This window comes from Salinicola halimionae, from assembly GCF_003206065.1.
GTDB classification, from domain to species: Bacteria; Pseudomonadota; Gammaproteobacteria; order Pseudomonadales; family Halomonadaceae; genus Salinicola; species Salinicola halimionae.
Genome location: NZ_PZJQ01000005.1, coordinates 696,460 through 710,294 on the forward strand (window position 1 = coordinate 696,460; position 13,835 = coordinate 710,294).

At 60.7% G+C, this 13,835-nt stretch carries 14 protein-coding genes; 8 read left to right on the forward strand and 6 right to left on the reverse strand.

The features are described from left to right. Positions 1-51 precede the first annotated feature (51 nt). Together DOM27_RS16030 and DOM27_RS16035 are read left to right on the forward strand one after the other, a co-directional pair. Entirely contained in the window at positions 52-1,611 is a 1,560-nt protein-coding gene (locus DOM27_RS16030) for a sodium:solute symporter family transporter (RefSeq protein WP_110657466.1), read from the forward strand. Between the two features lie 89 nt (positions 1,612-1,700). Further along, positions 1,701-2,630, forward strand: coding sequence for a Gfo/Idh/MocA family protein (locus DOM27_RS16035; RefSeq protein ID WP_110657468.1), 930 nt, complete (start codon positions 1,701-1,703; stop codon positions 2,628-2,630). Positions 2,631-2,680: 50 nt separating this feature from the next. Here DOM27_RS16035 and DOM27_RS16040 read toward each other — a convergent pair whose 3' ends face one another. The 4 genes from DOM27_RS16040 to DOM27_RS16055 form a co-directional block, all read right to left on the reverse strand. Continuing rightward, positions 2,681-3,982 carry a TRAP transporter large permease gene (locus DOM27_RS16040; RefSeq protein ID WP_110657470.1) on the reverse strand — a complete coding sequence of 434 codons (1,302 nt, stop codon included), beginning with the start codon at positions 3,980-3,982 and terminating at the stop codon, positions 2,681-2,683. 42 nt (positions 3,983-4,024) lie between these two features. Beyond that, a complete protein-coding gene (locus tag DOM27_RS16045; RefSeq protein WP_110657472.1) occupies positions 4,025-4,606 on the reverse strand; it encodes a TRAP transporter small permease in 582 nt (193 codons plus the stop codon). A gap of 75 nt (positions 4,607-4,681) precedes the next feature. Further along, positions 4,682-5,680: a TRAP transporter substrate-binding protein gene (locus tag DOM27_RS16050; RefSeq protein WP_110657474.1), complete on the reverse strand. Its 999-nt coding sequence runs from the start codon at positions 5,678-5,680 to the stop codon at positions 4,682-4,684. A gap of 120 nt (positions 5,681-5,800) precedes the next feature. Continuing rightward, a complete protein-coding gene (locus tag DOM27_RS16055; RefSeq protein ID WP_110657476.1) occupies positions 5,801-6,757 on the reverse strand; it encodes a LysR family transcriptional regulator in 957 nt (318 codons plus the stop codon). Positions 6,758-7,047: 290 nt separating this feature from the next. On the opposite strand from DOM27_RS16055, the gene DOM27_RS16060 reads away from it, so the two are divergent. The 3 genes from DOM27_RS16060 to DOM27_RS16070 are packed head-to-tail and all read left to right on the forward strand — an operon-like array spanning position 7,048 to position 9,505. Continuing rightward, the gene (locus DOM27_RS16060) at positions 7,048-7,800 is read left to right on the forward strand and encodes a 5-oxoprolinase subunit PxpA (protein ID WP_110657478.1); all 753 of its coding nucleotides are present in this window, start codon (positions 7,048-7,050) and stop codon (positions 7,798-7,800) included. 8 nt (positions 7,801-7,808) lie between these two features. Further along, entirely contained in the window at positions 7,809-8,540 is a 732-nt protein-coding gene (gene pxpB / locus DOM27_RS16065; protein WP_110657480.1) for a 5-oxoprolinase subunit PxpB, read from the forward strand. Further along, complete coding sequence (locus tag DOM27_RS16070) at positions 8,540-9,505, forward strand: 5-oxoprolinase subunit C family protein (protein WP_245392762.1); 966 nt, start codon at positions 8,540-8,542, stop codon at positions 9,503-9,505. The genes pxpB and DOM27_RS16070 overlap by 1 nt, the downstream gene beginning before the upstream one ends. A gap of 105 nt (positions 9,506-9,610) precedes the next feature. On the opposite strand, the gene DOM27_RS16075 is transcribed toward DOM27_RS16070, so the two are convergent. Beyond that, on the reverse strand, positions 9,611-10,084 hold the full coding sequence (locus tag DOM27_RS16075; protein WP_245392763.1) for a DUF4174 domain-containing protein: 474 nt from the start codon (positions 10,082-10,084) through the stop codon (positions 9,611-9,613). Positions 10,085-10,276: 192 nt separating this feature from the next. Here DOM27_RS16075 and DOM27_RS16080 point away from each other — a divergent pair, with 192 nt between their 5' ends. From DOM27_RS16080 to DOM27_RS16090, 3 genes are all read left to right on the forward strand, one after another. Next, positions 10,277-11,194: a MurR/RpiR family transcriptional regulator gene (locus DOM27_RS16080; protein ID WP_110657481.1), complete on the forward strand. Its 918-nt coding sequence runs from the start codon at positions 10,277-10,279 to the stop codon at positions 11,192-11,194. A 59-nt stretch (positions 11,195-11,253) separates the two neighbouring features. Further along, positions 11,254-12,549, forward strand: a complete 1,296-nt coding sequence (locus DOM27_RS16085; protein WP_110657484.1) for a pyridoxal phosphate-dependent aminotransferase — start codon at positions 11,254-11,256, stop codon at positions 12,547-12,549. Between the two features lie 153 nt (positions 12,550-12,702). Next, positions 12,703-13,092: a DUF4168 domain-containing protein gene (locus DOM27_RS16090; protein WP_110657900.1), complete on the forward strand. Its 390-nt coding sequence runs from the start codon at positions 12,703-12,705 to the stop codon at positions 13,090-13,092. Between the two features lie 126 nt (positions 13,093-13,218). Here DOM27_RS16090 and DOM27_RS16095 read toward each other — a convergent pair whose 3' ends face one another. Beyond that, entirely contained in the window at positions 13,219-13,761 is a 543-nt protein-coding gene (locus DOM27_RS16095) for a PRC-barrel domain-containing protein (protein ID WP_110657486.1), read from the reverse strand. Between the last annotated feature and the right edge of the window lie 74 nt (positions 13,762-13,835).

Consider the following 13,835-nt stretch of genomic DNA (forward strand, 5'->3'; position numbering starts at 1 on the left):
CCCGTCGATATCGCTCGTCATAACAATCACAGCTCAAAAGCGAACGGACTCATGGAAGACCTACAATTCTGGGATTTTGCCGTCATCGCGGCCTACTTCGTGATCGTCACTTTTATTGGCTACAAGACTGCGCGAGGCAAGACGACGCCGGAAGAGCTGTTTCTAGCCGGCCGCTCCCTGGGCCCGATGGCGATCGGCTTCTCGCTGTTCGCTTCCAATATTTCCTCGGATACGCTGATCGGCTTGCCCGGAGCGGCATACCAGCACGGGATCTCGGCAGCCAACTACGAATGGATGGCGGGCGTGGTGCTGATGTTCACGGCGATCTTCGTGCTGCCGGTGCTGATGCGAGCCCGGGTCACCACCATGCCGGAACTGATGGAACGGCGCTTCGACTCGCGACTGCGCAAGTACCTGTCGGTCATCACGCTATTTCTGTCGATCATTCTGGATACCGCTGGCACGCTCTACGCCGGTGGCCTGATCGTGACCACGTTCATCCCCGGCACCAATCTGTGGGAAGTCTGTGCGCTGTTGGCGTTGTTCACCAGTATCTACACTGCCTTCGGCGGGCTGCGTGCGGTGGTCTACACGGACGTGATGCAGGCTTGCGTGCTGATCGGTGGGTCGGCGGCGATGACCTGGATCATCTTCGGACATTTCGATCATAGCTGGGCCAACGTCAAGGAGGCGGTCAGCCCGGAAAGGCTATCGCTGATTCGACCGTTGGACGACCCCAGCGTACCGTGGTTGGGATTGATCACCGGGGTACCGATCGTCGGTTTCTACTACTGGTCGATGAATCAGTACGTGGTTCAGCGCCTGCTGGGGGCGCGCAACATTCAAGCGGCGGGGCGGGCGTCGGTATTCGCCGCGGCCCTGAAGCTGCTGCCGATCTTCATCATGACCATTCCCGGAGCGATGGTGATACCTCTATTGCCGGGGCTCGACCATCCCGATCAGGTCTATCCGAAAATGGTTCAGGAGTTCACGCCTACCGGGCTCACGGGCCTGATTCTGGCGGGCCTGATCGCGGCGCTGATGTCGACGCTCTCCTCGACGCTGAACTCCTCGGCGACGTTGCTGACGCTCGACTTCATCAAACCAGCCAGGCCCGATCTCACGGACGCTCAGTTAGCCAAGTGGGGGCGAATCTGCACTTTCATCCTGGCCGCCATCGCTGCACTCTGGGGGCCGATGATCCAGTATTTTTCCGGGCTCTGGGCGTATCTGCAGCAGGTATTCGCCTTCGTGGCATCACCGTTGGTGGCGACTTTCCTGATGGGGTTGTGGGTCAGGTCGCTGGGTCCGTCCGCGGCGCTTCGCGGTCTGGCCTGCGGCCATATTCTCAGCGCGGTACTGTTCATACTGGTGGAAACAGGCGTGCTTCCGATTCACTTCACCATCATCGGCGGCATTCTGTTCGCGGCGACGGCGCTGTTTACCGTGTTCTGGAAGCGCTGGCTCGGCGTCAGCGACCGGCCGGCCGGTGAAGATGCAAGGATCGCGGTCATCGCGAAAGAAGGATTGGAGCGGGTGCCGCGCGATGTCATGATCGGCATCGCCATCGTCTCGGTGCTCACCGCCATCATCGTCTATCTACTGCGCTGAGCACGCCGTCGGGGCCTCTTCTCATTTCAGGCCGCTTTGTCTTCCGGAGCGGCTTTTGATTTCAAGGCTTTTAATTACAAGGACCTTTCATGGACACCCTTCGTCTCGCGATCGTGGGCTACGGCAAGATCGCTCGCGATCAGCATCATCCGGCCATCGATAACGATGCCGGCTATCAGCTGACTGCCGTCGCCAGTCGTAATGCTTCCGTTCCCGGGGTGGCGAATTTCGAAAGCCTCGAAGCTCTGCTCGATCAGCGCCCCGAGATCGATGCGGTCTCGCTGTGCACCCCCGCCGGCGTGCGCACGGCGCAGGCTCGGCTGGCCATGGCGCACGGTAAGCATGTGATGCTCGAAAAACCGCCCGGCGCGACGCTGGCCGAGATCGAGACGCTGCGCGAGGAGGCGGAACGCCACGGCGTCACGCTGTTTGCTTCCTGGCACTCCCGGCATGCCCACGGTGTAGCGGGGGCAAAACGTTGGCTGGCAGAGCGTCAGATTCGCCGTGTCGACATCGAGTGGAAGGAAGACGTGCGGGTCTGGCACCCAGGGCAGGCGTGGATCTGGCAGCCGGGCGGCATGGGCGTGTTCGATCCGGGTATCAACGCGCTATCGATCGCCACCGCGATTCTGCCGCGTCCTTTCCACCTGACCGATGCCCAATTGCAGGTCCCTGGCAACTGCCAGACGCCGATCGCGGCATCGCTGGATTTCGTCGATGGCGACGAAGTCCCGATCCACGCCGAGTTCGACTTTCGCCAGCAGGGCACGCCGCCGATCTGGGAAATTCATGTCGAGACGGATGCCGGACGCCTGACGCTGGAAGCAGGCGGCAGACGACTGCTGATCGACGGCGAGTTGCAGGAAGAAGGCCCCGATGCGGAGTACGCCGGGCTTTACGAACGCTTCGCCACGTTGATCGCCGAAGGCCGTTGTGACGTCGATGTCAGTCCATTCCGACATGTCGCCGATGCGCTGATGCTGGGCTATCGGCATACGGTGGAGGATTTCGTGGAGTAGTCCGAAAGCGACGAGTGAAAAGCCAGCGGCGCTGGCTTTTTCTTACGAGCCTAGCGGTTCATCGCCTGCGGCAGATACAGCACGATATCCGGGAACGCCCGCATCAGCACGATCGCAAACAGCATCAGCAGGAAGAACGGCAGCGTGGCCCTGGCAATGGTGAAGATGTTCTTGCCGGTGAGCCCCTGGATCACGAACAGGTTGAACCCCACCGGAGGCGTGATCTGCGAGATTTCCACCACGATCACCAGATAGATGCCGAACCAGATCGGGTCGATGCCGGCGGCGTTGATCAGCGGCATGATGATCGAGGTCACCAGCAGAATCAGCGAGATTCCGTCGAGAAAACACCCGAGCACCAGCAGGAACAGCGTCAGCATCACCAGCAGCACGTTGGGTGACAGTCCCATGGCGGCGATGGCGCTGGCCAGCTGCGTCGGCAGTTGGGTGAAGCTCATGGCCGACGACAGGAACGAGGCGCCGGCGATGATGAACGCGATCATGCACGAGGTCCGCAGTCCGGCGAACATCGATTCCAGGAAGATCGACTTGTCGAAGTGGCCGTTACAGCGCGCGATCACCATCGACAGCACCACGCCCACCGCGGCGGCCTCGGTCGGTGAGGCGACGCCACCATAGATACTGCCGAGAATACCGCCGATCAGCACCAGCAGCGGGATCAGACGCCAGCTGTTTTTGACCTTGGCGAGAAACGGCATCGGCGTCTCGGCATCACCTGCGCCGCCATTCTTGCCGGCGGTCAGCGACCAGACCACCAGATAGATCATGAACAGCGCGAGCAGCAGCAGGCCAGGCCCGATTCCTGCCATGAACAGGCGTGAGATCGACTGCTCGGTGACCACGCCATAGACGATCATCATGATCGACGGCGGGATCAGCAGGCCCAGCGTGGAGGCGCTGGCCAGCGTGCCGATCGCCAGTGTCTCGCTGTAGCCGCGACGCTCGAGTTCCGGCAGCGTCATCTTGCCGACGGTGGCACAGGTCGCGGCGGAGGAACCGCAGACTGCCGCGAACAGCCCGCTGCCGATGATATTGGAGTGCAGCAGCCGGCCCGGGATGCGATTGAGCCAGGGTGACAGCGCCCGGAACATGTTATCGGCGAGCCCGGAGCGGAACAGGATTTCGCCCATCCACACGAACATCGGCAGGGCGGTCAGATCCCAGCCGTAGCTGGCGCCCCAGAAATCGGAGGCAAGAATGGGGCCGACCTCGAAGCTCGAGAAGCCGGTCAGCGCGATCCAGCCGGTGCCGAGCAGGGCGAAGGCGATCCAGACGCCGCCGCCGAGCAGGATCGCGAGGGTAAAGATCGTTGCAAGACTGAGCGTGAGCACGAGTCGAATCCTCAGGTCGCGAGTTATTGTTGGAGCGAAGCGTTACTCGCCGCCGAAGTTGTCGTTGTCGCCAAAGCCGTCGTTTTCGCCGGGGGCCACGTAGCGCGAGGGCGCCGTTACCGCCTGGCGTAGCGTGGTCAAAAGCGCTTCCAGAATGGCCAGACACAGCAGCGTCAGTCCGACGACCAGAACGGTTTGCGGAATCCATAGGGGAATCGCCATCAGCCCGGAGGAGACATCGCCGTAATCGAGGCTCTCCTGAATCAGACCGACCACTTCCCAGCTCAGCAACGCGCTGAGCGCCAGGGCGATCGCCAGGCACACCACTTCGCACCAGGCTCTGGCCGCTGCCGGCAATCGAGCGATGACCAGCGTGACGCGAATATGGGCGTAGTGGGTAAAGGTATAAGCGAGACTCAAAAAGGTAGCCCCGACCAACAGATAGGAGGCGATTTCCGACACACCGCTGATTTCGTAGCCGAGACGACTGGCGCCAACCAGCACCAGCACCGCATCGAGGCAGCGCAGCAGCACCTGAAACGTGACCATGGCACAGATCGCGAGCATGCAGGCGGCGGCGCCCCAGGCGCCCAGCCGGTAGAGCGGGTCGAGTTTGAACGTCATAAAGACTCACCGGATGTGAGTGAAGGGAGTCCGAAAGCCGAATGGCCCGCAGCAGGGCGGGCCATTCGAACGGTGTTACTGGCTTTGCTGGGACTGAAGCTTGCGATAGCGGTCGACCAGCTGCTTGGCCTGATCGCCGGCACGAGCCTGCCAATCCTCGAACAGCTGTTGACCGGCAGCTTGCAGCTGCTTCTTGAGCGCATCGCTCGGCTCGCTCACGGCAACATCGTGGGATTCGAGGGTCTTGGTGCTCTCCGCGCCGTCTTCCTTGCTCATCTGCCACCCGCGCTGTTCGGCCTTGGCCGCGGCATCGAGAACCGACTTCTGCGTGGCGTCATCGAGGCGGTCAAAAGCGCGTTTGTTGACGAAGACGATGTTCTTCGGCAGCCACAGGTTGGCATCGCTGTAGTTCGATACGTAATCCCACGCAGACATCGACTTGCCGGTGGAAACCGAAGTGATCATGGCGTCGACGCGCCCGGTGCTGAATGCGGTGGGGATATCGGCTTCTTCGGTCTGGGTCGGAATGCCGCCCAGATTCTCGACGAAGCGCTGGGTATTGATGTTAGGAGCACGAACTCGCAGGCCCTCGAACTGGGAAGCATCGGTCAGTTCGAAGTCGGTATAGATGCCCTGTGCAGGCCAAGGCACGGCGTAAAGCGGCATCAACCCTTCCTTGGCGAAGAGCTCGGTGATGATCGGCTTGGAGGCCTGCCACAGATCGTAGGCATCGGCATAGCTACCGGCCAGGCCGGGCAGCGTATCGACTTCGTAGATCGGCGATTCGTTGGAGAGCGTGGAGAGAAATATCTCGCCCGCCTGAACGGTACCACGACGTACGGAAGGCTTGATTTCAGCGTGGCTGATCAGCGAGCCACCGCTGTGAACCGTGATGGTCAACTCGCCGTCCGTCGCTTCGGTCACGTCCTTGGCGAACTGCTTGGTGTTCTGGGTGTGGAAACTGGCATCGCCGTAGGGAGAGGCGAGATTCCACTGGTCGGCGAGAGCCGACGTGGCGACGGTGAGCGAACCCGCCATGGCGATCGTCAACAGGGGGAGATGGGATATGCGCATCGTGGGATTCCGTTTGTTATTGAGAGGGTCGTCATGCACGCCACTTGTTATTGAAAGAGGACGTGATCGAGAAACTGGACTTCTGCATTCTTCAAGTTGGCCGGCGATGGCGTCAAATCGTTAATTCTTATCTGAACTATCGGGCCAGACTTTCACTTCCCGCTGGGGCTCGTCATCGGCATGGTCTTTGGCATAGCTGGCGGCACAATCCTGAGCGAGCTGAGTGACACCACGACAGAAGTTCGGATAGCTGCTGGTTCGCCAGATCGCGTCGTAGTACATCGCCGGCAGGGGTGTGGGCAGCGTTAGCCGCAGCAGTTCACCGCGCTGGCATGCATCCGACACCGTGGAAACGGGTAGCGAACCGACGCCAACGCCGTCGATGGTCATGCGGGCGATGGTCATCAACGTCGTGGCGCAGTGGATCTTGGGATCATCGATACCCTGTTCGGCCAGGTAATTCACGAGTTCGCCATAGGGGCGAGCCAGCTTGCTGAAGGAGACGAAGGGAAGGCCGGACAGCGCGGTCGTGCCGCCGTGATGCAACCGCTCGGCGTGCTGCGGTGATACGAACAGGCCCATCTCGTAGGTGGCCAGCGGTAGTTGCGTCACCGACAACCCCGGCGCGACGCCATCCATGGCGAAGATCATGTCGAGATCGTTGTCCGCCAGGCGCTGCTGGAGGAACGGCGAAATATCCACCGTCAGCTCGATGGTGAGCTGCGGGTGCCGTTCGGCCAACCGGGTCAGGAAAGTGCTGAACCAGCTGTGAGCGATGGTTTCGATGACGCCGAGCCGTAGCGTGCCGGAAAAATCTTCCTGGTTCTGGAATAGCTGCAGCGCCTCCTCCCGATTGTCGAGCAGGCGTTCGGCATGAGCATAGAATTCCCGGCCGCGCAGCGTCGGCTGCACCGGTCGCGCGCTGCGGTCGAGCAGCGACTCTCCGACCACGGCTTCCAGCCGGGTGATGCGATCCGAGATCGACGGCTGGGTCAGGTGCAGTCGCGCTGCCACCTTGCGAAACGAGCCCAGCCTGACGACCCAGACGAAGGCTTCGAGCTCCTTGAAATCGAACATCTCGGGTTCTCGCTATGCAGTCGACAGGGGATAGACGATTCTTCGGCGCGGCGACGTGGACGTCAACTCTTCAGAGAGTGCCGGCTGGCGTCAAGGTCCGCAGAATGAAAGATTGCGCCGATACTGCGCATCGCGAAAAACGATTGGACCCGGGTGCTGGCGGTTTCTTAAAGTGCGGTAAGCCTTGTTCCACGGCAACTATTTACGCCACCTTTTCCACAGCACTGTTTTACAGCAGCGTCTTACAACACTTTCCTGCAATACTCCCTACAACAATACGAGGTAATGCGATGCGCGTGCCCCTGCTCAACTGTGACATGGGTGAGAGTTTCGGCAACTGGGTGCTGGGTCTCGACGATCAGGCGATGCCTTTCGTCGACTGTGCCAATATCGCCTGCGGCTTTCACGCCTCCGACCCCGATGTCATGCGCAAGACTGTGGCGATGGCGGCGTCTCACGACGTCAAGATCGGAGCCCATCCGGGCTATCCGGACCTGATGGGGTTCGGCCGCCGTTCGATGGCCTGCTCGCCGCAGGAAGTCGAAAACTTGATGCTCTACCAGATCGGCGCGCTGGAAGCCTTCTGTCGCGCCGAGGGCACGCGGATTCAGTACGTCAAACCGCACGGCGCGCTCTACAACGACATGGCCAGCGATTTCGATCTGCTGCGCGCGGCGATGAAGGCCGTTGTCAGCTATGACCGCAATCTGCCGCTGCTGGTGATGTCGACCGCCAATCCCGAACCGGTGCGCGAACTCGCTCTGGAGATGGGCGTGACGTTATGGTTCGAGACCTTCGCCGACCGCGCCTACGACGCCAGCGGGCATCTGGTATCGCGGCGTCTGCCGGGGGCCGTGCATCATGAGCGCGGTGCCATCGTCGCTCAGGCCGTGACGCTGGCCAGGGGCGAGCCGCTGACCGCAAGCGATGGCAGCAAGCTCCATCTGCCGGCGGATACGCTTTGCGTCCACGGTGACAATGCCGAATCCGTCGCTGCGGTCAAAGCCATTCGCGAAGCGTTTCAGCAGTTGGTCGACGCATGAGCCGACGCATGAACTTATCGCCTTCCCCCGTGCTTTCGAACTCTTTTCGAATGGAAACGGTCGGCATGGACGCGTTAATGGTCAGGCTGTTCGATGCCATCGATGAGGCGCACATGCCGTGGATTCTGGCCGCCGACAAGGCGCTACGCGAACGTCTCGGCGAGGCGTTGATCGATCTGGTGCCGTCCTATACCACGCTGCTGGTGCATTACGACGTCGAGACCCTGTCTCAGATCGAGGCCAGCCGCCTGATTCGGGAAGCTCTGCAGAATCTGCAGCCGGCTTCCACCGCGGCAGGGCGTGAGCATCGTATTCCGGTGTGGTATGACGACAGTGTCGGCCCCGAGCTCTCCCGCATTGCCGAACGACGAAATGTCGACACCGACGAGATCGTGCGTCGCCACAGCGGCCGCGACTACTGCGCTTTTGCATTGGGGTTCTCACCTGGTTACGCCTTCATGGGCATGATCGAAGAAGCGTTGGCGACGCCGCGGTTAAAGACGCCGCGTCAGAAAGTGGCCGCGGGCAGCGTGGGCATCGCCGAACGTCAGACGGCGATCTACTCGATGCGATCGCCGGGTGGCTGGAACATTCTCGGCCGCACCGCCGTCAAGCTTTTCGATCGCGAGCGCGACGAAATCAGTCTGTTCCGACCCGGCGACCGCGTGCGGTTCGAGCCCATCAGCCGTGAGGCGTTCATCGAACAGGGCGGCGACACCACGCCGCTGGAGGAGCGCTGATGGCGACATCAAAAGACATGCAGACAGCGCAGCAGACGACACGAGCCACCAGCGGTTCCCTTGTCGTCGAGCGCACGGGGCCGCTGGCCCTGATCCAGGACGCCGGCCGCTTCGGTGTCCGTCACCTCGGAGTCGCGCAGGGCGGCGCATTGGATTGGATTTCGCTGGGGTGGGCCAACTGGATGTTGGGCAACGCCCCTGGCGCTGCGGGCATCGAGATTGCCATTGGCGGTCTGGTGCTGAAAGCCGAACGAACGCTTCGACTTGCCATTGCGGGCGCCGATCTGGGTGCCACGCGGGATGGCGAGCCGCTGGCGACCAATGGCAGTTTCATGCTCGAGCAGGGCCAGGTTCTCGCTTTCGACCAGCCCAAAGCCGGCCTGCGCGCTTATCTGGCTTTGCCGGGTGGGATCGGTGCCGAACCGTTCATGGGTAGCCTGTCGACGGTCGCCCGCGAACAATTGGGCGGTCTCGACGGTTTTGGCAGCGCGCTTCAGATCGGTGATCGTCTGGTCGCCGCCAAGGCATCGTCGGAGACTCGGGACATGCCGTCCGTAGCGGCCATGCCGCAAGATGAGGCCGTACTCGAATTGGTCACCGGCGCGCAGATCGCGCACTTCGATGGCGCCAGTCTGTTCGCCGCGTTCAACCAGGCATGGCAAGTGGATAGCCGCGCCGATCGCATGGGCGTGCGGCTGACCGGCCCGGAACTGCGTTGTCAGATGGGAGGCATGGTGTCGGAGGGGATTCCGCTCGGTGCCGTTCAGGTCCCGCCGGACGGGCAGCCGATCATTCTGCTTAACGATCGTCAGACGATCGGCGGTTATCCACGCCTGGGCGCATTGTCGCCTATCGCCTGTGCGCGTCTGGGACAGTGCGCCCCCGGAACGACGATCAGGCTCTCGCCAGTGACACCTCACCAGGCACGCACGCGTTATCGGCACCAGCTCGCCCTTTGGCAATAGCGCGGAATCGGCATCGGGCGAGGACGCACCAAGCCGCGCATCGAGGAATCCGGCCACGACAAGTGCTCGCTGCGGCGGGCGCTTGCCGATCAGTCAGACCACCGGTCAGTCATTGCCGGCCTGACGCATCGGCATGCTGTCGATCGTGCTGTAGATGTCCTGCAACTCGACATCACCCTGCTGCTGCACTTTCTTGCCGCCATCCTTGCCAACCAGAATCGTCGTGACGCCCTGGTCCGGGCTGACTCCCAACGCCTCCAGCAGGGCCTGCGTCTCGTAGGGCGTCATCGGCTGGCCGTGACGAGTGCCGCTGTTGCCTTCGACCGTATAGAGGAGCATGTCACGGTCGGTGAACTGGTCCTGGGTCTCGTCGAGCTGCTGGCGCAGATGTCGGTAGGCCGGTTGCTCGGCGTCCGGCGTTACCAGGATCAGCGGGCGGAAGTTCCATTTGTCGGTGATCAGCGGATTGGCGGGATTCTTGCCGTCGTTTGACTGGGTCTGGGCACTTGCCGCGAACATGGCGCTCGTCACGAAAAGAGTGCCTGCCACCAGTGCACCGTTCCTCAACCAACGTTTCATGGGCGTCTCCGGAGTGTCGTTTAGGCGTACTGTAGACCTTGTGACTCGTGAAGGGGAGAGGTGTTCATGCTGAGTCGGCAGTCGAAGAGTGGCGATACCAGGAGTGAAAATAAAATATCATTATTGAAAATTAATTTGCTATTAGTGTGGCAAAAGGAATAATCTTACTCATTCGAAGCAGAGGGATAGCTCATGGCCGATCACGAAGGTTTCGATATGCCTCCGACATCGATTGCCGCCCTGCAGGCGCTGGCGATCGCCGCGCGGCGAGGAGAGGCGCAGGCACCCAGGCTGACACCCGGTGGACTCAAGCTGCTGGAACAACTGCTGGCGGCACCGGAGTCAGCGGCGACGCTCAGCATTTCGGCGCTGGCAGAGCAGCATGGCATCAATGCCTCCAGCTTGACTCGTCTGGCGCATGCCCTGGGGCTGCCTGGATTCAAGGCGTTTCAGGCACTGTTCCGCGCCGATGCCACCAATGGTGCTTTCTACTCGACCCGCGCAGAGCGCTTGCTCGATCTCGGCCAGATTCCCAAGGATGGCCAGCATCCGGTCCAGCAGCAGGCGCTATGGCAGGAGGAAATGGGCAATCTTTCCCGGACCGCCGAAGGTCTTGACGAGACAATGCTGGCGAGTGCCGCTCGCGCGCTGATCGACGCACGCCGAGTTCATGTCGTCGGCCAGCGTGCCTGCTTCGCGGGGGCCCAATATCTCTCCTATTACCTGAGTTATCTGCGTAGTGACGTGCGCCTGATCGACTCGCTGGGCGGCATCAATCTCGAAGCGGTGCGGGAACTGGGGGAGGGCGACCTGGTGGTGGGCATCAGCTATCGACCCGAGACCCGTGTCAGCGTCGACTATTGCCGGCAGGCGCTCGAGCAGGGAGCCCAGCTGCTCGCGTTGACCAATCATGCTTCGGCACGGCTGGCCATGATGACCGAGATGACGTTGCTGGCGTCCGCCGAAGGCCCGTTCTTCTTCAATCCCATGAGCAGCCTGTTCGTGGTGATCGAGATGCTGCTGTCCCATATGGCCCATGAAATGGGCGGTGACGCAGTGTCTTCGATCCGCCGTCGTGAAGCCTTGATCGCTCGCTGGCAGATCGAGTGATCGATCTGCTCTGAGACACTTTTGCCATACCCTTTCGCCACATCAGGAGATATTCCGTCATGACCGCTCGCCAAGGGCTCGCCGCCGCCCTGTTGAATCGCGACTACCTGGATGACACCAATGCCACGCCGGCATCTGACACCCTATTGATCAACGAGCAGTCACGATGGCTGGAATCTCGCGGTGAAAGAGTCATCAAGTTCGGTTTCGGCCAATCGCCGTTTCCGGTTTACGGGCATGCGGTCAAGGCATTGGCCGATCACGCCGATCACAAGGCCTATTTACCCGTGCAGGGCCTGCCCGCGCTGCGAGAGCGAGTAGCCGCTTTCCATGGCGAACTGGATGACGTCACCTGGAGTGCCTCGCGGACATTGATCGGACCCGGCAGTAAACTGCTGTTGTTTGCCCTGATCAAGGCGCTACCGGCCGCAGAAATCCTGATCCCTGCGCCGGCCTGGGTTTCCTATGCGCCGCAGGCGCGTCTGGCGGGACAGACGGCGATCAAGCTGGCGGCAAATTTCGAGACGCGCTGGCAGATCACGCCCGAGCAGCTGGAGACGCATTGCCGGGAAGGTGGCGACCGTACGCGGTTGTTGATACTCAACGCGCCCGGAAATCCTACCGGGCTATCGCCGGACGTCGATACGCAGCTGGCACTGGCGGAGGTGGCGCGGCGCCATGGCGTAATCGTGCTGGCCGACGAAATCTACGGGCCGCTGACGCACGAGGACGCTCACCGGGCTTTTGCGCGCGACTATCCCGAGGGGACGGTGACGACCAGCGGGCTGTCGAAATGGTGTGGCGCTGGCGGGTGGCGGCTGGGCGTGATGCATGTACCCGAAGCACTGGGAGACGAGATATTCGCGCGTCTTCTGGGTATCGCCTCGGAGACCTGGTCGAGCGTTGCCAGCCCCGTTCAGGAAGCGGCTTGCGTTGCTTATCGGATCACGCCCGAGTTGACCGAGTATCTCGACCGTCAGCGAGCCTGGCTGAGCTTGATCGGCCACTGGTGTGCAACCCAGCTTCACGCGGCGGATATCCGCGTCCATCTCCCCGATGGTGGCTTCTACCTGTTCCCCGATTTCGAAGCGCATCGAGCAACGCTGGCCGAGCGCGGTATCACGACCAGCGCCGAGCTGACTGCAAGGTTGCTGGCGGAGACCGGTGTCGCGTTACTGCCGGGGAGTGCATTCGGTTGCGATCCTGCTCAGCTCACGGCTCGCCTGGCCTACGTCGACTTCGAGGGTGAGACGCTGCTGATGCATCCGCCACAGCGGTATGATCAGCCAATGGCACTGCCGGTGCTGGAACGAGTGCGTCTCGGCATACGGTCGATCATCGAGTGGCTGGAATGAGCTTTTCTCCGACAATTTTCCGAACGCTCTTTGATTGTGCGGCTTTCTTACGGCAACATTAAATTGCCTGACGACACATTTCTTGGGGAACTCACCACGTCATGTGGCATCACAGATAGGCACACGCATAAACGAGAACTTTTGGAGGTCTTCATGCAAAGGATCACTGCAATCATCGCGGCAGCTCTGATGACAACAGGTATGGCTAGCACCGCGGCCATGGCACAGGACAACGCGAACAGTGCTCCGCAGTCCCAGTCTCAGGCACCTGCCAAGAATTTCTCTGACGAGGAACTGCAGCAGTTCGCCGACGCTTCTCAGGAAATCGCTTCGATTTCCCAGAATTATACCGAGAAGCTGCAAAATGCATCCGATGAAGGCGATCAGCAGAAGATTCGCCAGAAAGCCAACGACGAGATGGTCGAGGCAGTCAATGATAGCGGGATGGATGTCGAAAAATTCAATTCCATCGGCCAAGCTATTCAGCAGGATCCTCAGCTGATGCAGCGTGTGAAGGGTATGGTGCAACAGCCCCAGCAGTAAAAGCGCCTCAGTGGCGGCCTTGGACGTTTGATGTTGTAGTTTACAGTGCCAAGGATCGTTCATATAAAAAACCGCCGACATCGAGTCGGCGGTTTTTTTGTGCCAGTGCTGGAGTTCGTTACGTGATCAATTGTTGTCGATCGCATCGCTGGCATCGTTCAGCAGGTTGGATGTTGCAGTCTTGGTATCGTGCCAAGCGCTGGAAGCCCCTTGCTTGGTGTTTTCCCACGCATCGGCGGCCTGCTGTCTGGCCTGGTTCCACCAGTCGTTATCATACTCGGGCTGCTGCTTCAGCTCGTCCTTGTCCAGGTCGAGCACGATGCGATATTCGATGTCATCGAGGTCGTCGTCGTGTTGGGTTTCAACCGTAAAATCGCCTTTCTTGACGACGAAATCCTTGTCACCCATGTCGAGAATGCCACCCGCTTCGACAACCAGCGCCTGGACGCTCATGTCTTCGCCTAGCAGGATGTCTTCGACATCACCGATGTCTTCGTCCTTTTGGCTGGAGAGGTATACGTCTGCGTCCATCAGTTCATCGGCGGAGTAGAGACCTTGACGGCTCTGCGAATCCTGATCGTCCTGAGCCATAGCGGCCTGAGACATCATTACGCTGCTGGCTGCCAGCGTGGCCACGCCGAGTGTCTGCTTCCATGACAGGTTTTGCATCAAAATCTCCTTGCCTTGCGGCTTTTTTGCTTACAACTCACTGTAATCCTGTAAATTTCTAGAGATTACACTTT